17 protein-coding genes and 1 riboswitch are annotated in these 19,516 nt (G+C 54.0%); of the genes, 2 read left to right on the top strand and 15 right to left on the bottom strand.

The annotated features are described in order from the left end of the window. Positions 1 to 6: 6 nt before the first annotated feature. The 3 genes from HRQ60_RS19880 to pth all read right to left on the bottom strand — a co-directional run bounded on the left by HRQ60_RS19880 (position 7) and on the right by pth (position 5,508). Positions 7 to 1,344 (bottom strand): peptidylprolyl isomerase, encoded by a 1,338-nt coding sequence (locus tag HRQ60_RS19880; protein WP_172199251.1) that lies wholly within the window; start codon positions 1,342 to 1,344, stop codon positions 7 to 9. Then, positions 1,325 to 4,858 carry a transcription-repair coupling factor gene (gene mfd / locus HRQ60_RS19885; protein WP_172199254.1) on the bottom strand — a complete coding sequence of 1,178 codons (3,534 nt, stop codon included), beginning with the start codon at positions 4,856 to 4,858 and terminating at the stop codon, positions 1,325 to 1,327. Before mfd ends, HRQ60_RS19880 begins: the two co-directional genes overlap by 20 nt. An 89-nt stretch (positions 4,859 to 4,947) precedes the next feature. Next, positions 4,948 to 5,508 carry an aminoacyl-tRNA hydrolase gene (gene pth, locus HRQ60_RS19890; RefSeq protein ID WP_172199257.1) on the bottom strand — a complete coding sequence of 187 codons (561 nt, stop codon included), beginning with the start codon at positions 5,506 to 5,508 and terminating at the stop codon, positions 4,948 to 4,950. Positions 5,509 to 5,662: 154 nt separating this feature from the next. Here pth and HRQ60_RS19895 point away from each other — a divergent pair, with 154 nt between their 5' ends. After that, entirely contained in the window at positions 5,663 to 5,863 is a 201-nt protein-coding gene (locus HRQ60_RS19895) for a hypothetical protein (RefSeq protein WP_172199260.1), read from the top strand. A 113-nt stretch (positions 5,864 to 5,976) separates the two neighbouring features. On the opposite strand, the gene HRQ60_RS19900 is transcribed toward HRQ60_RS19895, so the two are convergent. From HRQ60_RS19900 to HRQ60_RS19950, 11 genes are all read right to left on the bottom strand, one after another. Then, a complete protein-coding gene (locus HRQ60_RS19900; protein ID WP_172199263.1) occupies positions 5,977 to 6,927 on the bottom strand; it encodes a ribose-phosphate diphosphokinase in 951 nt (316 codons plus the stop codon). A gap of 190 nt (positions 6,928 to 7,117) precedes the next feature. Continuing rightward, the gene (glmU, locus tag HRQ60_RS19905) at positions 7,118 to 8,509 is read right to left on the bottom strand and encodes a bifunctional UDP-N-acetylglucosamine diphosphorylase/glucosamine-1-phosphate N-acetyltransferase GlmU (RefSeq protein WP_172199330.1); all 1,392 of its coding nucleotides are present in this window, start codon (positions 8,507 to 8,509) and stop codon (positions 7,118 to 7,120) included. A 262-nt stretch (positions 8,510 to 8,771) separates the two neighbouring features. Beyond that, positions 8,772 to 9,068: a septation regulator SpoVG gene (gene spoVG, locus HRQ60_RS19910; RefSeq protein ID WP_172199266.1), complete on the bottom strand. Its 297-nt coding sequence runs from the start codon at positions 9,066 to 9,068 to the stop codon at positions 8,772 to 8,774. A gap of 314 nt (positions 9,069 to 9,382) precedes the next feature. Next, a complete protein-coding gene (gene purR, locus HRQ60_RS19915; protein WP_172199269.1) occupies positions 9,383 to 10,210 on the bottom strand; it encodes a pur operon repressor in 828 nt (275 codons plus the stop codon). A 149-nt stretch (positions 10,211 to 10,359) separates the two neighbouring features. After that, positions 10,360 to 11,214 carry a 4-(cytidine 5'-diphospho)-2-C-methyl-D-erythritol kinase gene (gene ispE / locus HRQ60_RS19920; RefSeq protein WP_172199272.1) on the bottom strand — a complete coding sequence of 285 codons (855 nt, stop codon included), beginning with the start codon at positions 11,212 to 11,214 and terminating at the stop codon, positions 10,360 to 10,362. Positions 11,215 to 11,393: 179 nt separating this feature from the next. Continuing rightward, positions 11,394 to 11,672 carry a Veg family protein gene (locus HRQ60_RS19925; protein ID WP_150235547.1) on the bottom strand — a complete coding sequence of 93 codons (279 nt, stop codon included), beginning with the start codon at positions 11,670 to 11,672 and terminating at the stop codon, positions 11,394 to 11,396. 142 nt (positions 11,673 to 11,814) lie between these two features. After that, a complete protein-coding gene (rsmA, locus tag HRQ60_RS19930; RefSeq protein WP_172199275.1) occupies positions 11,815 to 12,699 on the bottom strand; it encodes a 16S rRNA (adenine(1518)-N(6)/adenine(1519)-N(6))-dimethyltransferase RsmA in 885 nt (294 codons plus the stop codon). Positions 12,700 to 12,703: 4 nt separating this feature from the next. Continuing rightward, positions 12,704 to 13,249, bottom strand: coding sequence for a ribonuclease M5 (rnmV, locus tag HRQ60_RS19935; protein WP_172199278.1), 546 nt, complete (start codon positions 13,247 to 13,249; stop codon positions 12,704 to 12,706). A 139-nt stretch (positions 13,250 to 13,388) separates the two neighbouring features. Then, complete coding sequence (locus tag HRQ60_RS19940; protein WP_172199281.1) at positions 13,389 to 14,840, bottom strand: ubiquitin-like domain-containing protein; 1,452 nt, start codon at positions 14,838 to 14,840, stop codon at positions 13,389 to 13,391. 390 nt (positions 14,841 to 15,230) lie between these two features. After that, positions 15,231 to 15,468, bottom strand: a riboswitch (cyclic di-AMP (ydaO/yuaA leader). A gap of 201 nt (positions 15,469 to 15,669) precedes the next feature. Then, positions 15,670 to 16,437 carry a TatD family hydrolase gene (locus HRQ60_RS19945; protein ID WP_172199284.1) on the bottom strand — a complete coding sequence of 256 codons (768 nt, stop codon included), beginning with the start codon at positions 16,435 to 16,437 and terminating at the stop codon, positions 15,670 to 15,672. Positions 16,438 to 16,567: 130 nt separating this feature from the next. Further along, positions 16,568 to 17,869 carry an HD domain-containing protein gene (locus HRQ60_RS19950; RefSeq protein ID WP_172199287.1) on the bottom strand — a complete coding sequence of 434 codons (1,302 nt, stop codon included), beginning with the start codon at positions 17,867 to 17,869 and terminating at the stop codon, positions 16,568 to 16,570. A 371-nt stretch (positions 17,870 to 18,240) separates the two neighbouring features. On the opposite strand from HRQ60_RS19950, the gene HRQ60_RS19955 reads away from it, so the two are divergent. Then, positions 18,241 to 18,495: an AbrB/MazE/SpoVT family DNA-binding domain-containing protein gene (locus HRQ60_RS19955; protein ID WP_172199290.1), complete on the top strand. Its 255-nt coding sequence runs from the start codon at positions 18,241 to 18,243 to the stop codon at positions 18,493 to 18,495. A 125-nt stretch (positions 18,496 to 18,620) separates the two neighbouring features. Here the strand turns inward: HRQ60_RS19955 and rsmI are convergent, their stop codons facing one another. Continuing rightward, entirely contained in the window at positions 18,621 to 19,502 is an 882-nt protein-coding gene (gene rsmI, locus HRQ60_RS19960; protein ID WP_172199333.1) for a 16S rRNA (cytidine(1402)-2'-O)-methyltransferase, read from the bottom strand. Positions 19,503 to 19,516: the final 14 nt, after the last annotated feature.

The raw sequence follows: 19,516 nt of genomic DNA on the forward strand, positions 1-19,516 counted from the left end.
CTTAGTTTATTTCCCTGCTGCTCCTCCTTTGCTGGCCTCTTCATCGAAAATTTTGGTCACTTCTTCTATAGTCATAGAAAAATGCTTTGCAGCTTTCTCTAGAACAACCGGGTCCATGGATTCTGCATCATAATTTTCTCCTTCATTGGTAAGCTGATCAAATTGATTCATAACGTAATTAAAAACTTCTTTGCTAGTAGGAGCTTTTTGAGAAGTTTCATTGCTTGGATCTTCAGTAACTGGTGCGTCAGTTCCTTCCGTAGGCGTACCTTCAGTGCCTTCTGTCGCCGGCGCTTCTTCCTTGAACTCTTCCTTGCTCTTCGTAATGCCCGCAAGGTCGTTATCGAGGAAGTCCTGCATCTTGGTGGACGCGAGGGTGCTGCGAATGGTTTCTTTTACTTCGTCGGTCAAGGTTTCCGTTCTTTTTTCCACCTTGATGACATGGTAGCCGTATTCCGTTTTGACCGGATCGCCCACTACCCCGATTTTTTGTTCCAATGCGGCTTTTTTGAAGGGTTCGACCCAGTCGTTGACCGCGGCATTTTCGTACAATCCGCCGTTCGAAGCCGAGCCTGGATCTTCCGACAGTTCTTCGGCAACTTTGGCAAAGTCTTCGCCGCCGTCAACTCTGGCTTTGGCTTCTTTGGCCAGCTTCAGCGTCTCGGCATCCGTACGTTCCTTTTCTTCGGCGTCTTTGAAATTGATCAGGATATGACGGACGTTGGCCGTGATATAAGCCTCTTTGTTCGCATTATATTCTTTTTGCACATCGGCGTCCTTCACTTGGTTGGACATATGCTGAACGGCCGTCATCACCTGGGTCATATAGGCGGTGAGGTCCGCTTCCGTAATACTTTGATCTTTGAGGAGCGTATCGAACTGCGCTTGATCGACCTGGGTCTTGAATTGGTCAACCTGCGCTTTGGCCATCTCCGTGCCTTTTTTCTTTTCTTCGTCGCTTGCTTTGCCTTCCAGATAGCTGTAAGCGATCTGCTGGTCCAGCATGTAGTTCTTGATTTCGCTCGAATCCATCATCGACGCGTAGGTCGGCTGCAGGAATTTCATGACGTTCAGTTCGGTGTTGAACTGGTCTTCCGTTACCGTTCCCCCGTCGTAAGTGGCCAGGACTTTGCTGTCGTCGGCCGGCTTGGCGTCGGTCGTGTTGGTATCGGTTGTCGCCGTATCGGCCGGTTTGGCCGTTTCGGTTCCGCTGTTGGTCTCCGCAGCCGGTTTGGCCTCGTTATCGGCTTTGTCGCCGCAGGCGGCCAGTACGGAAAAAGACAATACCGCAACGGCTCCGAGCGACGCCAATTTTCCCCATTTTTTATGACTTAACTGCATCATGAAGTTCTCCCTTCGATTTGAACGCTTCTTGGAGGGCATCCAGAACCCGTTCCAGCGTCTCGAGACGCCCGGATTCCGGCAGGTTCCTGCCTTTGATCTGGAATGCAAGAGGTGTACCCTGCTTAAATTGTACACTGCTTTCGAATCGATTTCCAATTTGCGCAAGTTTGGACGGATCGGCGGCTTTCTCTTGTCCGTCGTAGAAAGTAACCGCAAGATCGTCTCCTTTTCTCGCGATGCTTTCGATACCGTACGAACGGCCGTAAATTTTGAAGCGGGCGACCTGCATCAGACGAACGACGGCTTCCGGCAGTTCGCCGAACCGGTCGAGCAGTTCGTCTTCCAGTTCAAGCACATCCTCGAATGTCGTGGCCGCCGCGACCTTTTTGTAAATTTCGATCTTCTGGATACTGTCGTAAATATAATCCGCCGGGAGATACGCGTCGATCGACAGGTCGATCATCGTGCTCCAGTGCTTGTCTTCCGCCGGCGCTTCGCCGAGCATCGAGATTTTGCGCTTCTGGATTTCTTCGGCCAGCATCTGCGAATACAAGTCGAAACCGACCGACGCGATGAAGCCGGACTGTTCCGCGCCGAGCAGATTGCCCGCGCCGCGGATCGACAGATCGCGCATGGCAATCTTGAAGCCGGAACCGAGTTCGGTGAATTCCTTGATCGACTGCAGGCGTTTCTCCGCGACTTCGGTCAGCACCTTGTCTTTTTGATAAGAGAAATAGGCATAGGCGATCCGGTTGGAACGGCCGACGCGCCCGCGCATCTGATACAGCTGCGACAGACCCATCTTGTCCGCGTCGTGCACAATCAGTGTATTGACGTTCGGAATGTCCACGCCCGTCTCGATGATGCTCGTGCTGACGAGAACGTCCGATTCGCCTTCGAGGAAGTCCAGGATCGTGCGCTCCAGTTCCTGCTCGCTCATCTGTCCGTGACCCACGCTGACGCGGGCGTCCGGAACGAGTTCGGAAATTTCCGCCGCTTTCTCATGGATGCCCTGCACACGGTTGTACAGGTAGTAGACCTGTCCGCCGCGTGCAAGCTCCCGTTCGATCGCTTCGCGAACGAGCGTCGGGCTGTACTCGACCACATACGTCTGCACCGGGAAACGGTTCTCCGGCGGCGTCTCGATAACCGACAGATCGCGGACACCCAGCATGGACATATGGAGCGTACGCGGAATCGGGGTTGCCGTCAGCGTGAGCACGTCGACGTTGGTCTTGAGCCGCTTCAGCTTTTCTTTGTGCGTCACGCCGAACCGCTGTTCTTCGTCGACGATCAGCAGGCCGAGATCCTTGAACACAAGGTCCTGCGATAGGATGCGGTGCGTACCGATAATGACGTCGATCGTTCCCTGCTTGACGCCTTTGATCGTCTCGTTCTGTTCTTTGCGCGAGCGGAAACGGCTGAGCACGCCGATGTTGAACGGATACCCTTCGAAGCGTTCCCGGAACGTCTCGTAATGCTGCTGCGCCAAAATGGTCGTCGGCACGAGAATCGCCACCTGCTTGCCTTCGATCGCCGCTTTGAACGCCGCGCGGATCGCGACTTCCGTTTTGCCGTAGCCCACGTCTCCGCACAGCAGCCGGTCCATCGGACGGGTCATTTCCATATCGCCCTTGATCTCCTGGATCGCCCGCAGCTGATCGCGCGTCTCCTCGTAAGGGAACGTGTTCTCGAAATCGTTCTGGTCCGGCGTATCCTTGTCGAAACTGTAACCGGCCGAAGCCTGGCGTTCCGCATACAGTTTGATCAGATCGTCGGCAATGTCCTGCACGGACGAACGGACTTTGGTCTTGACTCTTGTCCATTCGTTGCCGCCGAGTTTGTAGACTTTCGGTTCCTTGTCTTCGGCGCCGACGTATTTCTGGATCAGGTCGATCTGTTCGATCGGTACGGACAGTTTGTCGCCGCCCGCGTACATGATATGCATATAATCTTTGTGGATACCGGCGACTTCAAGCGTGCCGATGCCGAGATATTTGCCGATACCGTGATTTTGGTGCACCACGTAATCGCCGACCTTCAGCTCGGTATAGCTTTTGATCCGCTCGGCATTGTCGATCTGCTTGGTACTGGTGCTTTTGCGCACTTTGCGCTGCTTCTGAGCAAACAGTTCGCCTTCCGTGACGACCACGAGATGCGCGGAAGGCAGCTCGAAGCCGCCCTGCAGATGGCCCCGCATAATTTCCGGCGTCTCGATCTCGTAGTCTTCCAGCACCTGACGGATCCGCGCGGCGCGTTCGTCGTCGCCGGCCAGCATGATGACGCGCATATTGGACTTTTTCCAACGCTCCATCTCGGCCTTCAGCACGTTCATCTGTCCGTGGAAGTCCTGCATGGTCCGGCTGACCACATTGACGACCTGTCCCGGATGGGTACGCGGAATCTGGCGGACGAACAACGAGAGGAACAGCGTCTGGAACGGCCGCTGATAGATCGAGCTGTCGCCTTCCAGCGCCAGCGGCAGATCCGGCAGACTTTTTCCGCTTTGCAGCAGATGCAGATTCCACTCGGCTTCGTCCCGTTCGAGCTGCGCCGCCGTATCGAGCAGACGCGAAGGCTCGTCCATCAGCAGCAGCGTGTCTTCCGGCATATAATCGTACAGGGTCTGGCGTTCCGGATAGATCAGGGACACGTATTTGTACATTTCTGGGAAATGGATCTGCTGGCGCAGCAGGTCGATTTCCCGGCCGATTTCCTGCTGCAGAGCCGTCTTGGCTTTGCGGTCGGTCATACGATCCAGCTGTTTCTCCAGCAGGGCGGCAGCCGCATCGGCTCCCTGCTTCATCCGTTCCCCGCTCGCCACAAGTTCGCGGCTCGGGAGAATACGGACGCGTTTGACCTTATCGATCGAACGCTGGTCTTCCGGATCGAATGTACGGATCGAATCGACTTCGTCGTCGAATAATTCGACCCGGTAAGCAAGCGTGGATGTCGTCGGGAAAAAGTCGATGATTCCGCCGCGGACGCTCATCTCTCCCCGGGTCTCCACACGTTCCACGCGCGAATAGCCAAGTTCGACCATGCGCATCAGAAAAGCTTCCAGATCGAGGGTCGAACCTTCTTCAATCGTCAGTTGGGCGGAGCGAATCGCGTCCGGATCCGGAACAAAACGCCGCAGGCCGGAAAACGGTACGACAAGTACTCCTTTGAATCCGTCCGCACAGCGAGTCAGCACTTCGATACGCTGGGCGATGGTCTCCGGACTTGAGATCGCGGATTCCGCCGCAACCAATTCGTTGGCCGGATAGAACAGTACGCTGCCTTCGGGAAGCGCTTCCTGAAGATCATCCGCGATTTTTTGAGCCGAGAAAATATTGTGCGTGACGATCAGCAGCGGTCGTTCCAGCTCCTGATGCAGACCCGCCATCATCAGCTGGCGGGCCGAACCCGACAAGCCCGCGACCAGCTGTTCCTTCATCCCTGCCGAAACGGCATCTTTGATCGAGACGAAGTCGTGATCCCGGGCAACTTCTTTGATAAGTGCGTTTAACAAGGGGGGCACCTCTCTTATGCTTATGGAGTAAAAGGATACAGCACGAAGGCTTTGCGATGCGACTGGGCGCACGACGCCAAAGCCTTTCTTTATCCGTTGAACCGGGCCATCGTTTGTTCAAACGTATGGTCCAGACTGTGTTCGAGCGCATCGCATGTCTTTTCGATCATTTCGTCCAGCAGAGGCTGCTCCGCTTTGGAAAAAGGGGCCAGCACATAATCGACAATGGCCATGCCGTTCTGCGGGCGGGAAATGCCCATACGTACACGATCGAAAGTCTGTGTGCCGGTATGCTGAATAATCGACTTGATGCCGTTATGGCCGCCGGCGCTGCCCTGGTAGCGCAGCCGGACGCGGCCGACTTCGGTGTCGAGGTCGTCATAGACGACAATCAAATCTTTGAGTTCGACTTTATAATAGTCCATATAGGCGCGAACCGATTCGCCCGACAGATTCATGAAGGTCATCGGTTTGATCAATACGATTTTCTCGCGGCCGATCATGCCTTCTCCGATCAGCGCTTTGCACTTGCTCTGATTGATGGAAATGCCGTGTTTCTGCGCCAGACGGTCCAAAGCCATGAACCCGACGTTATGACGCGTTTTTTCATAATTTTTGCCGGGATTCCCCAGACCTACGATCCATTTCATCCGCTACGACTCCTCGCCTGCAATCGTTATGGTTCTGATGCGTATTTTTGTTACAATATACGGATAAAGCATAGTAGAGACAAAAGCACGGAACGCTGCAGCCTGGCTGCAGTGCGCCGTGCCAGTCCCTTCAACAAAGGAGCTGTAAAGCGGCATGTACAAATTCGGAGCTTTGCTCAAAGACAACCGTCACTTCCACGATCACATGAACGCCGGCGTGCCTGTCGAAGTCTATCACCACGATGTCCCTGTGGATATCGGAATGGTCACCGGCATTCACGAAAGCTTTATCGAAATCGGCCGTTCGCTTTACCACCGCGGCCGCTATGTGTTTCTCTCTCGTCCGGGATACTGAGGTCCCGGCCTGCACGCTTCCCGGTCAACCCGGGAACGGGTCACGCCGAGAAGGGTTACGCTCCTTCGGAGAAGGGGGCGTAACCCGCATAGGTCTTATGGCGATCGCAACAATCAGATTTCAAACAGCTTGCTGATCGACAGCTCTTCGTGCACGCGAATGATCGCTTCGCCCAGCAGCGGAGCCACGGACAGCACTTTGAGTTTGTTTGTCGGATTGGGATGCGTGATCGGAATCGTATCGGTCACGATCACTTCTTTTAGAGGCGAATTCTCGAGACGTTCCATTGCCGGTCCGGACAGGACCGGATGCGTGCAGCAGGCGTAGACTTCTTTGGCTCCGCCTTCGACCAATGCGTTCGCACCGAGTACGATCGTACCGGCCGTGTCGATGATGTCATCGATCAGGATCGCCGTTTTGCCTTCGATATTCCCGATAATGTTCATGACTTCGCTGACGTTCGGTTCCGGACGGCGTTTGTCGATGATTGCCAGCGGAGCGTTAAGCAGGTCCGCCAGTTTGCGTGCGCGCACAACGCCGCCGTGGTCCGGCGAGACCACGATCGGATTCTCGATTTGTTTCGACCGGAAATACTGCGCCAGAATCGGCACGCCCAGAAGGTGATCGACCGGGATGTCGAAGAAGCCCTGAATCTGCATCGCATGCAGGTCCATCGCGATAACGCGATGGGCACCGGCCTTCTCGATCAGATCCGCGACCAGTTTGGCCGTAATCGGATCGCGCGAGCGTGCCTTGCGGTCTTGACGGGCATAGCCGTAATAAGGAATGACAACGTTAATGCTTTTTGCGGAAGCGCGTTTCAGCGCGTCGACCATGACCAGCAGTTCCATCAGATTGTCGTTGACGGGTAAACAAGTCGACTGAATGATGTACACGTGGCTTCCGCGCACGCTTTCGGACAATTTGACCTGGATCTCTCCGTCACTAAAGCTCGTCGTGTGCGATTCTCCCATCGGAATTCCGATATAGTCGGCGATCTGGTTCGCCAGCTTGGGGTTCGAATTGCACGTGAATATTTTCAGCTTTGAATCGCAATAAGTCATAGTAGTGTAAACCCTCCGTGCTGGTCATTAGTGGACCGGGCAGCCTAAGGCCGTCCGGTCTCCGGTAAAACAATACCGCTTGCGCGGATTGCGGAGCTTCAGCTTTCCGACGTCTCGAACTCCCGAAGCGCAGTGCCGTTCCCGAACCGATTATCCAAATCGGTAGGGAAACGGAGCTGCGCTTTGCCGTTTAGTTGCTTTTGCCCGCTTCCTTTTTCGCTTTGGCGCGAGCCTTGATCTTATCGGCATAACCCGGCTTGTTTTCCTGGCGCGCTCTTCCAATGGCCAGGTCCCCTGCCGGCACCTGCTTGGTGATCGTCGAACCGGCCACCACGTAGGCTCCTTGTCCGACGTGCACCGGTGCGATCAGGTTCACATTGCTGCCGACAAAAGCATCGTCTTCGATCTCGGTCAGCGACTTGTTGAATCCGTCGTAATTGACGGTGATGGCTCCGCAGCCGATATTGACCCGGCTGCCGACTTTGGCGTCACCCACATAGCTCAGGTGGGAGACTTTGGAATCCTGCCCGATCTCGGCATTTTTCACTTCGACGAAGTTGCCGACTTTTACGCCCTCCGCCAGGCTTGAACCCGGACGCAGGTGGGCGAACGGTCCGACAGACACGTGATCGCCGACTTTGGAATCGCGGATCACGGAATGGGATACGCTGGTGCCGTCGCCGATTTCCGCATTTTCGATCTCGCTGTTGGGACCGATCGTGCAGTCTTCCCCGATTACGGTTTGTCCTTTAATCACGGTACCCGGATAGAGGACGGTATCGGAACCGATTTGGACATCGGCGCCGATATAGGTCGAAGACGGATCGATTACGGTGACGCCGCCCAGCATATGTCCGCGTACGATGCGCTCGCGCATCGCCGCTTCAGCCTGGGACAGCACGACGCGGTCGTTGACACCGATCGACTCGGTCAGGTCCTGCGTGGCGTAGGCGGCAATCTTCTCCCCTTCACCCTGCAAAATCCCGATTACGTCCGTAATGTAGTATTCGCCTTGGGCATTCTCGTTCGTGACTTTGGCCAGCGCTTCGAACAGTTTGCGGTTGTCGAAACAGTAGGTGCCCGTATTGATTTCTTTTACGGCATTTTCTTCCGGCGAGCAGTCTTTCTGTTCGACGATACGCAGTACGCCGCCGTCTTCTCCGCGGATAATGCGTCCAAGACCGGTCGGATCCTCGGGAACCGCCGTCAGAATGGTCGCTGCCGCTCCTTCGCCTTCGTGCAGGGCGATCATCGCTTCGATCGTTTCCGCACGGACGAGCGGCGTATCCCCGCAGATCAGAATCGTCGTTCCTTCTTCCTTGCCCAGAAGTTCCTCCGCCTGGCGTACGGCGTGGCCCGTACCGAGCTGCTCGGCTTGAAGCGCGTAATCCGCCTGGTCGCCAAGGTAGGATTTCACTTCTTCCGCACCGTGGCCCACGATGACTACCGTACGCTCGCTGTTCGTGCGGCGGACCGTGTCTACCACGTGTCCCACCATCGGCTTGCCGCATACCGGATGCAGCACCTTATACAGCTTCGACTTCATTCGTTTGCCCTTGCCGGCGGCAAGAACAATCGCCATCCTCTTCAATGCTCCGCCTCCTCTTTGTTTACCCGGAAATAACCGTTGCCTCTGGAGGCGACGGTTATTAAGGATTCGACCCTTCGGCCGCTATTTCTGCGTCTTCTGCTGCGTCTATGTCATTCATCCGCACGCGAAATGCGTCCGCGCTTGGCACAGATGCGAATTTGATCTTTTTACTATACTGAATATATCGCATTCCCGGCAAAAAGAAAAGGGAACCGAATCCCCCGGCTCCCCGTTCTATCTGATTATGTGTGGCTTACGCGCCTTCCTCGATGTCTTCTTCGATTTCCGCGCCTTCCACGCCTGCACGCTCGTATTCGTCCAGAACGGCAGCTTGGATCTTCTCGCGGGTGCCCGAAGAGATCGGATGGGCGATATCCCGGAATTCTCCGTCCGGTGTACGCTTGCTTGGCATTGCAACGAACATTCCGTTATTTCCGTCGATCACCCGAATGTCGTGAACGACAAACTCGTCGTCGATGGTAATCGAAGCGATTGCCTTCATTCTACCTTCGGAGTTGACGCGGCGGAGTCTAACAGCCGTAATTTCCATTTAGGTTCACCACCTTTATCATTAGAAGACTTGGTGTATTATTCCACACCGGTATCCGAAATCCTTCTTTTTGCGGGCGCAAATTCAGGAATTTCGAATTTTTTTCGTTTTCTTCACGAAATCGACAGATACCGCCATTTTCCGTTGAAACTCGTTATCAATACGTTAGGTTCATGAAATGGTTTCAGCCTTTTGGAAGCCATTTCGAATCATTTGCCTTCATTTTGAAGGAAAAGGTTCTTTCGAACAAAAAAAAGCATTTCCCGAAGAGGAAATGCTTGTGAAGCCGATTTTTTCAAAAAATGCGATCGCCGTTATTTTTCGAAATAGTTGCCCGGCTTAACGCCTACCGTACGTGCCTTGGAATCGACCGTCTCCAGCGTCACCAACGACACATATTCCTCGAATAGACGCTCTTCCGAATCCACCGAACCCGAATCGAGCAGAACGCCCACTCCGGCAACCTCCGCATTGAACTCGGCCAGCAGGTCGATCATGCCGCGTACGGTTCCGCCCGCTTTCATGAAGTCGTCCACGATCAGCACACGGGACTTTTCCTTCATCGCCCGCCGCGACAGCGTCATCGTATGAATGCTCTTGTGCGAACCCGATACGTAATTGATACTGACCGCCGAGCCTTCCGTCACCTGGTGGTCACGGCGAACGAGGACAACCGGCAGATTCAGTTTGGCACCCGTGGCGTAAGCGATCGGAATGCCTTTCGTTTCGACCGTCATCACCACGTCGATATTCTTCCCGCCGAAAATGGTCGCAAAAATATCGCCGATCTCGTTCACGAGATGCGGCTGCCCGAGCAGATCCGACATGTAGAGATAACCGCCCGGCAGAATGCGTCCCGGTTCTTCCAGCTTGCGGCAGACTTTGTCGATGATGCCAAGCGCCCGCTCTTCCGATACCCGCGGGATGTACTTGACGCCGCCTGCGGCTCCGGCCAGCGTCTGCAGCTCGCCCATGCCTTCTTCTTCGAACACTTCCTTGATAATCGCCAGATCTTCACTGATCGACGACTTTGCCGCTCCGTATCTATCCGCAAAGGTCGTGAGCGGAATCAGAGTGTGCGGTCTGGCCAGCAGGAACTGGGTCAACTCTACCAATCGTGCACTTCGTTTTAATTTTTTCACTAGGGTTTCCTCGCTAAATCCGAATATTTTATAAAAAATATAACATCTTTGTACGTGTCTGTACAAGTGAGTCTTTTATGAAATTCCCAAAATAGCGAGTTTCGGTCAACAAATCTTTTAAAAAAGGTTCGGCTTGAATCCGGCTCGGGTTATCCCAGGGTTCTGACGGCGTATACTTCTTCGCAGAAGCCCCGAAGCCCGTTGCAGATCCGCTTGGCTTTCTCTTCCTTGGCTGCCAGGCCGAATACCGTCGGTCCGCTGCCGGACATCAGCACGCCGTCGGCCCCCAGGTTCTCCATGACCTTTTTCAAACGGCCCACACCGGGATACAGCTTCAGCGTCACATCTTCCAGCACATTGCCAAGACCGCCGCACACATCTCCGAACGAGCCCCTCTCCAAGGCATCCTTCATTCCCGAAGCCGAAGGATGATTCCCGATCTGCGCTGCTTTGAGATTGCCGTAGACATCCGCCGTCGAGACATTGATCGGAGGCTTCGCCAGAACGACCCAGCAGCGCGGAGGATTCGGGAGGGTCGCAAGCTTCTCTCCCCGGCCCGTAGCCAGCGCAGTGCCGCCGCGTACGCAAAAAGGCACATCCGAGCCCAGCTCGGCGCCCAGTTCTTCCAGTTCGGCCATGGATAGGCCAAGTTCCCACAGCCGGTTCAGTCCGCGCAGAGCGGCAGCGGCATCGCTGCTGCCGCCGGCCAGCCCGGCGGCTACCGGAATACGCTTCTCCAGATGCATATGCACGCCGCGGCTTATGCCGAAGCGCTGCCGCAGCAGGCGTGCCGCCTTGACCGCGAGATTCTTGTCGTCCAGCGGAATATAACCCGACTGGCTCGACAGCGAGATACGGCTGCCGCCCGGATCGCTTAGCGTCAAACGATCGGCCAGATCGACCATCGTCATCACCATTTCCACTTCGTGAAACCCATCCTGCCTTTTATGTAAAACGTCCAGCATCAGATTGATCTTTGCCGGCGCTTTTTCGTAAATGTACAAGCTCTCCACCGCCCCTGCATTCTGACCGGAATCCCGGCTTCCCTCTCAAATTGAACTTTAGCTATTATATGCAAAATCGGACACAAAGTCTATTTCCCGAACCTGCCGCCGGTGTTCTTGAGACGAACAAAGGCGGCTTCCGCGTGAGCGAAAACCGCCTTTCTAAAAACCCGGGCGAATCAGACGCTGGCGTAAGCGATCGGCGTAGCCGAATCGTCTTTCATCAGCGAAAGTTCAACCGTCTCGGTCAAAACGTCAGCATAACTATAAGAAACGCGGCCCGAAGCATGTTCGGCTTCTTCTTCAAGCATAACTGTAAATACCGCCGGATAAGTTCCTTCAAGGACTCCGGTTTGCTCAACCGTCTTGCGTCGTCCGCCATTGGCGCGAAGCATGATGCGGTGTCCTACGTGAGCGTCGAGACTGCGTTTGATATCCGATAGCGTTTGATGTGCCATTCTTCTCAACCACCTCTCTCAATACACTCAATTGTAACATTTTGAGAGTATCTTGTCAAGGCAAATTAATCATTATAGCAGTATCATTTCTACCTTGTCAACGGGGGATTTTTGTCAATTCAGGGCGCCATTTTGCAGCCGTTCAGCGCAGCCCTTCTCTGAGGAAAATCCCGCTCAACCGTGCGTATTCTTCGATGGATACGGTCTCTGCCCGGCGTGTAGGCGCGATGTCCGCCTCCTGCAGCAGCTGCTCCATCCGTTCACGTCCTTCTCCCGGGAAGTAGCGGGCGCGCAGGTTGTTCGCGATCGTCTTGCGCCGCTGTGTAAACGAAGCTTGAACCAGCGTAAAGAAGTGCTCTTCGTCTTCCAGCTCGACCGGCGGCTTCTCGCGCACCTTCAAACGAATGACGGCGGACTCGACGTTGGGCTGCGGAATAAACACCGTGCGCGGCACGATGCAGACCAGCTCCGGCTCGCTGTAGTACTGCACGGCGATGCTGAGGCTTCCGTATTCCTTGCCTCCCGGCGATGCCGACATCCGCTCGGCGACTTCCTTCTGGATCATGACGACGATATTCTCGAGCGGCAGTTTCTCTTCAAGCAGCTTCATGAGAATCGGAGTCGTCACGTAATACGGCAGGTTGGCGACGACACTGACCTTCTCGCTGCGCGCGAACGATTCCTCGAACAGCGCCTTCAGATCCACCTTGAGTACGTCCGCCTGGCGGATCGTTACGTTGCCGTACGGGCTCAGTACGTCCTGGAGAATCGGAATAAGCCGGCGGTCGATCTCGACGGCTGTCACTTCTCCCGCGTTCAGGGCAAGCTTCTCCGTCAAGGCGCCGATGCCGGGTCCGATCTCAAGCGCGCCTTTGGTCGTATCCAGATCGGCGGCAGCCACAATTTTACCCAGAATATTTTGATCGATCAGAAAGTTCTGACCGAGACTTTTTTTGAATGAGAATCGGTGCTTGTCGATAATTTCCTTGGTTCGCTTCGGTGAAGCGATGCCTTCTTTTTCGTTCATGAACTCACGATCCTTCGTTTTCGATTTGGGACAGCGCATCGACGAACTCCTGGCGGGAGATCTGGAACATGCGCAGCCGATTGTGAAACTGTTTGCCGTTGCAGTAGCCGATCCCGAGCAGATTGCCCATGGCCATCCGTCTTGCAGCCGCTTGTTGGTGGACGATCAGTCCCGCTTCGATCAGGTCCTGCCAGTCGATCTGGCTCTCGCCGCCCGGCATCTCCGTGTGTACCCGCTCCAGCGCAAGGCGGATCGCCTCCGGCGAAGCGTTCTCTACCCCGATGTCCCCTTTGCGGGTAGCATCGGCTTCGGGGATAAAAGCATGCTTGCAGCCGGGAACTTTCTGCGCCACGATCTTGCGGATCCGTTCACCCGCAAAATCGGGGTCCGTCAAAATAATAACGCCTCTGCGCTCCATCGCAAGTTTGACGCGCCGGATGACCGCGGCTCCGATTGCCGATCCTCCGGTCTCGATCGTGTCCGCCTCGACCGCCCGCTTAACCGCGACCGTATCGTCGCGCCCTTCCACGACAATCACTTCTTTGATCATGTTCCCTCTCCTTCGCCTCTCATAACAAAAAGAAGAGGAGAACCTCCTCTTCTTCGGTTTCGTTCCTATACGGTTGAGTATAACACCCTGCGGACGTCAGCGTAAACGCCCGCGCCGGATTCCTTGTCGGGAGAACGATTTACGGCTTGTTCGGTCCGATCACGTAAATCGTCAGACCGGACTTGCGGCCGAAGTTAAGCGCCGCGCCGAGACTGTCGTAATACATGTCGATCTTTTTGCCTTTGATTGCACTGCCCGTGTCTTCCGCTTTGCGGTAACCGTAGCCTTCGATGTAGACCCACCATCCCAGCGGGATCACGTTTGGATCCACGGCGATCGTGCGGCCTTCCGCTACGGTCGTGCCTGTTGCGGTACGCGTACCGATTCCCGGTTGTTCCGAGGAATAGGCAGTCGCGGCTACACCGGTCAGCACGGTTTTATATTCGAATCCTTTGGAAGAAGAGGAGGTTGTTTTCGCGGCAGCTGCCGGAGCAAACGTCTTCTCGACGACCGGCTCTTTGGTGCCGACGGCGATAATCTCATCCTTCGTTTCGGTTTTGACTTTTTTATCGACGACGTACTTCGTAACAAATTCCCCGTCTTGGTAGACTTTCTCGAGGGTATGGACTACAACGCCTTCAACGCCGGCTTGAACCCTTTTGGTTTTGCCTTTGAGCAGCGAGGAATCTTCCTTCTCGATCGTCTTGTAAGGGATTTTGATTTCCTGTTCGGCCGTAAACTTGTTGATGCGGTATACCGATACGTTCGCATTCTCCGTCAGCGGAGTCGTAGCGCCCGGATATACCTTGTCGTTCTCGTCGAGTTTGACTTCCAGAGCCGACAAAGCCGATTCTACGGTTCTTGCAGTCGTATAAGTCGTTTTGGACTCGCCGCCTACCGTAACCTGGATTGGAATAGCAGTCGTGATCTCGATCTTGCTGTCTTTTTCGACAGTCGAACTGAGCGGAACCGAAATCTTGTCGTGGGTTCCGAACTCGACTTTCCAGTCTGCAAGTGCAGCTTCAACCGTCTTCTCGGCGGTATAAGCCTGTTTGCTCTTGCCGTCGACCGACAGGGTCACCGGAACGGCCGAAGTAATGGCGACTTCCGCACCGCTTTGCAGTTCCGAACTAACCGGAACCGAAATCTTGTCGAATTGGCCCAGCTTCACGTTCCAGCCTTCCAGCGCGGCCGAAACGATTCTGCTGGTCGTATACCGCTGTTCGCTTTTGCCGTCGATTGTCAGGGTAACCGGCAGAGCCGTAGTTACGGAGATCTGGTCTCCGTCCTGAATCGAAGCGCCAAGCGACATCGATACGTCGTCTTGCGGTTTGAGGCTGAGCGAATGCTCGTCCAGCACTTCCTGCAAACTGCCTTTGTGCGTGGACAGCGTTTGTTCTTTTCCGTCTACGATCAGCACGATCTGCTTTTCGGCCTGCGCATACAGTCCGAGCAGCACCATCGTTACAACCGCAACGACGAATAATGCGACACCCAAAATCTGAAGCCCGTTCTGGCGTTTCCAACGCCAAGCGTAAGTCATGCTGGATGATCGTGAACCATGGGTGTCTTCTTTCGTGAAAATGCCCACTCTTCCGTCCTCCTCCATAGCCCCGCCGTCAAGTATATACATGAGAAAAATTGACGTGACTACTTGCTATTTTTTCGTAGAAACGCCCAGGACCAAAATCGGGGGTTCCCGATTTCTTCCGCTCCCTGCTCCCGAAACCCGTTCCGCTTCAAAAAGCGGCCCCGGTTCGGTCAAGACGGCTGGCCTGCCGTTTCTACGTTCATCCCGTTCTAAAAGCCCAGCCATTACTTCCACACTTATGTACGCTGATCCCTCGGCAGAAACTGCCATAAAACAAAAGAAGCCTGGGGAAGAGGACTTAAAAAAATCTTAAGAGGACTCTTCCGCGGGCTTCCCTCTTATAAAATCGACGAGTTGACGATCTGAGGAAAACATAAGGCGCGTGGCTGCCTCTCTCTTATTTTACGCTTACGAGGTTAGCTGTCGGGTTCGGACGAAGAGAGTCGTCCTATGGAGGTTGTTCCGCTCATGGCGAGAAGTTCTCCAATTCACCCCGTAGACCCAGTTGAAAAAGGAATCGACCACGGCTGCTTGATCCGGACGCAGAGCGTCGGGTTTTACTCGGGCAGGCCGCTTCGGGTTCCCCCGTTCTTCGTTATGTTTGACGAAGATTCAGCGAGACGGTACATGAATTTATCGGATTAACCGAACATACGGCCGGATTAATCACTGACAAGATAATAGCTTTTTTCGCAGTCGTTTGTAAAGGCGGCCGTTTTGACGTTTTTGAGACTAAAAGGTTAAAAAATTGTAATCTTCTGTCCTTTTTCCGGCCAAAGAGATTAATACCTCGTAAATACTCCCGTTTTTGCCCGTTTTACTCTCTTTCTTATCTGATACCAAAAAGCTTATTGGCATTTTTCGTTGTGCAATCGGCAATTTCTTCCAGAGAAACGCCTTTTAAGAGGGCAGCGGTCTCGGCGACCAGACGAACATAGGCGGTTTCGTTTCGCTTCCCCCGGTACGGATGCGGAGTCAAATAAGGAGAATCGGTTTCGATCAGCAGACGGTCCATCGGCGTCTTCTCGAGCACCTCTTTGGGCTGCTTGGCATTCTTGAAAGTGACCGGTCCGCCGAACGAAAGATGGAAGCCCATATCCAGGCAGATCTTGGCCGTTTCCCAACTGCCGGAGAACGCGTGCATGATCCCTCCGACTTCCGACGCATTTTCTTCTTTCAGGATTCGGATCGTATCTTCGTGCGCTTCACGGTTGTGGATGACGATCGGCAGTTTAACCCGTTTGGCTAGCGCGATCTGCTCCCGCAGGACCCGATGCTGGACGTCCTTCGGCGATTTGTCCCAATGGTAATCAAGTCCGATCTCGCCGATTGCGACCACTTTCTCATGGCTGCACAGCGACTCGATCCATTCCAGGTCTCCTTCCTGCATATCGATCGCATCAACCGGGTGCCAGCCGATGGCCGCATAGACGAACGGATACTTTTCGGCCAGTGCCAACGTGGTGGGAATCGTCTCCCGGTTGAACCCGATATTGACCATCCGGCCGACTCCGGCTTCGACGGCACGGGCAATCGCCTCGTCGCGGTCTTCCTCAAATTCGGGTGCATCCATGTGGGTATGAGTATCGAATAACATGATCAGGTCCCCTTTTCATAAAAATGGGCAGCCGGGTAAGGGCCGCCTGATTCGTTTTCATAGGCTTTCGACTGTTTTGCAAAAAGCTGAAACCTCTAAACAGCGTGTCCCATTTCCCTTAAAATCGCTCTTAATCCGGCGAAATCGGGAAAATTGCCGCAATTTCCGGAGGGAGCTGCCCGATGACTTCAGCCAGTTTGTGGTGCGGATAATAGAGATGGTATTTTCCGCGGTGCAGACCGCTGATCGATCTAATGATATCTGAAACTTCGGAAATTTCTCTCAATTCATCCTGTTTATTTAATAGTAAAATCTGGCTTCCGCGTTTCGAATCGTCCGGACGGAATACATCGTAGGGCAGGTCGGTTGGAAAGTCGATTTCGAAGTCGTAATTCGGATTCAGACCGGCCTGCTCAAAGCTGCTTCGAATTCGGTGAATCGTATCCATGTCGATCGAATCGACCTCTACATATTTATACAGTCTGCGGTGGAGGAATCGGCAGCACAGTTCGCTCAAGATCGAATCGGACTCGTCGCTCCACTGCATGAAGGTCGTTTGAATAAGCGCTTCATCCAATTTCAGATATTCCTTGACCGTCAACCTGTCTTCAAATAAACCGGGAAGCGGTTGGGGCAGGAAAGCGAAGGCGTATCCTTCTTGATACAATTCTCTCGCCCGACGGAAAATCTGGCGCAAAATGATCTCCGAACTTCGCGTTACGGGGTGGAAATAAACCTGCCAATACATCTGGTAGCGCGCCATCAGATAGTCCTCCACAGCGTGCATACCCGATTCTTTGACCACGATTCTTCCATTATAGGGGCGCAGCATGCGCAGAATCCGGTCGATATCGATCGTCCCGTAATTGACTCCGGTAAAATAGGCATCCCGAAGCAGATAATCCATCCGGTCCGCATCGAGCGGGCTGGTAATCAGATTCACGACAATCTCTTGTTCGTAGTCTTTGCGGATGACCGAAGCGACCCGGTCGGGCAGGTCTTCCGACACCTCGCGCAGCACCCGGTTGACGTCCGTATCGCCCAGAATGATTTTGCAGGTCCAGTCTTCATGATGCATATGGAAAGCTTCTTCGATCGAGTGGGAAAAAGGACCGTGTCCCAGGTCATGCAGCAGGGCAGCGCACATCGCGACCATATTTTCTTCGACCGGCCAATCCGGATAATTGTTGCGCTCGAATTGGGAGATGATACGCCGGGTGATCTCGTAGACGCCGAGCGAATGCGAGAAACGGCTGTGTTCGGCCCCATGAAAAGTCAGATAAGTCGCTCCCAACTGGCGGATCCGGCGCAGCCTTTGGAATTCCGAGGTATTGATGAGCGACCAGATGGTCCGGTCCTGCACATGCACGTAATTGTGTACGGGATCTTTGAATACTTTTTCTTCACGCAGCGGTTTGATATAGTTCGGCATTTTTCTCACTCCTTTAAGCGGAACTCATAAATACCCTATTTTTTGTCGTATTTTGTCTTAAAACCGGTATTCTTTCCCCAATTCTATCCTTTGAGCTTCTGAAGGCCTATTTTTTGATTTTAAGCGAACTTCCAAGAATTTTTTCAGGTAAATTTTATTTTTATCAAATTTTAAGGAAACATTCAGTGTTTTTGGGTTGACTGTTCTGGGAAACATTGTTATTATGAGGAGCATAAAAGCTAGAACATTGTCGAATAATGGCATTGGGTGAATGCACAAGCCAAAACGCCTTCTTTCAAGACGGATCGATTCGCCGCTTGCGTCATCTCCGCTAACCTTTTAAATTCACATTTTCCGGGGGGCAACCTATTATGATGAAATCGACTGGCATTGTCAGAAAAGTAGACGAATTGGGCCGTGTCGTAATTCCGATCGAACTGCGCCGTACTCTGAGCATCGGCGAGAAGGACGCGCTGGAAATCTACGTGGACGGAGAACGCATTATGCTGAAAAAGTACGAACCGGCCTGCATCTTCTGCGGAAATGCCGATAACGTCACTTATTTCAAAGGCAAAATCGTTTGTTACGACTGCGTATCGGAAATTCCCGCTCCAGTGACGAAGTAAACGTTTTACACCCAACCGATTTAGGCCAACAAGTTTCATCCAACTCCGTTAATTCTAACCTTTTTGATATCTCCTTGCACCTCTGGACACCCGGCTTCGGGTCCCAGGGGTTCTTTTTGTGTCAATCAATCCAGCAGCGCGTTATAAATATCCCGTTTGGAAAGTCCCCGGTCCGCTGCCGTTTTCTTCATGGCGTCTTTACGCGAAAGGCCTTCCTGTTTCTCGTAGTGGGCCACATGATCTTCAAGCTCCAGAGTCTGCCACCAGGCGTCCCGTCGCTCCTGGGCCTGCTGATGGCTTTCTCCTTCGACCGCGATGCAGTATTCGCCGAGCGGCGGATACTCGTTCATTCGCTGAAGCAGCTCGTCCAGCGTGCCTCGGGCCACCTCTTCGTGCCGCTTGGTCAGCTCCCGCGCCAGTACGGCTTTTCGGGGGCCCCAGGCTTCGAGCATCGCTTCCACGGTCTTGATGACCCGATGCGGCGATTCGTAGAACAGCAGCGTGCCTTCAAGTCCGCCCAGCGCCTCCAGCGCTTCGCGCCGGTCTTTGTTGTCGCGCGGCAGAAATCCGGCAAAAGTAAACCGTTCCGTCGACAGACCGGAGACAATCAGCGCGGACAGCGCGGCATTGGCTCCCGGCACCGGAACGATGGCGATTCCCGCCTCGATGGCAAGCTTGACCAGGTCCGATCCGGGGTCCGAAACGGCCGGCAGACCGGCATCGCTCACCAGGGCCAGATTTTTTCCTTCTATTATATAGCGTATCAGTTCGGGCCCGCTGGCCGCCTTGTTGTGCTCATGATAGCTGAACAATTTCTGCGGCACAATTTCGAAATGTGTCAGCAGTTTGCGCGTCTGCCGGGTATCTTCCGCCGCGATCAGTTCGCATTCTTTGAGTGTCCGAACCGCCCGGTATGTCATATCTTCCAGATTGCCGATCGGCGTTGCCACCAAGTACAGCGTACCGGCACCGCTTCCGTTCGGTTCGAAGCTTTTTTGCACCTGCATCATAGACCTCCTTC

The organism is Saccharibacillus qingshengii (assembly GCF_013185195.1).
In the GTDB taxonomy this organism is placed as follows: domain Bacteria; phylum Bacillota; class Bacilli; order Paenibacillales; family Paenibacillaceae; genus Saccharibacillus; species Saccharibacillus qingshengii.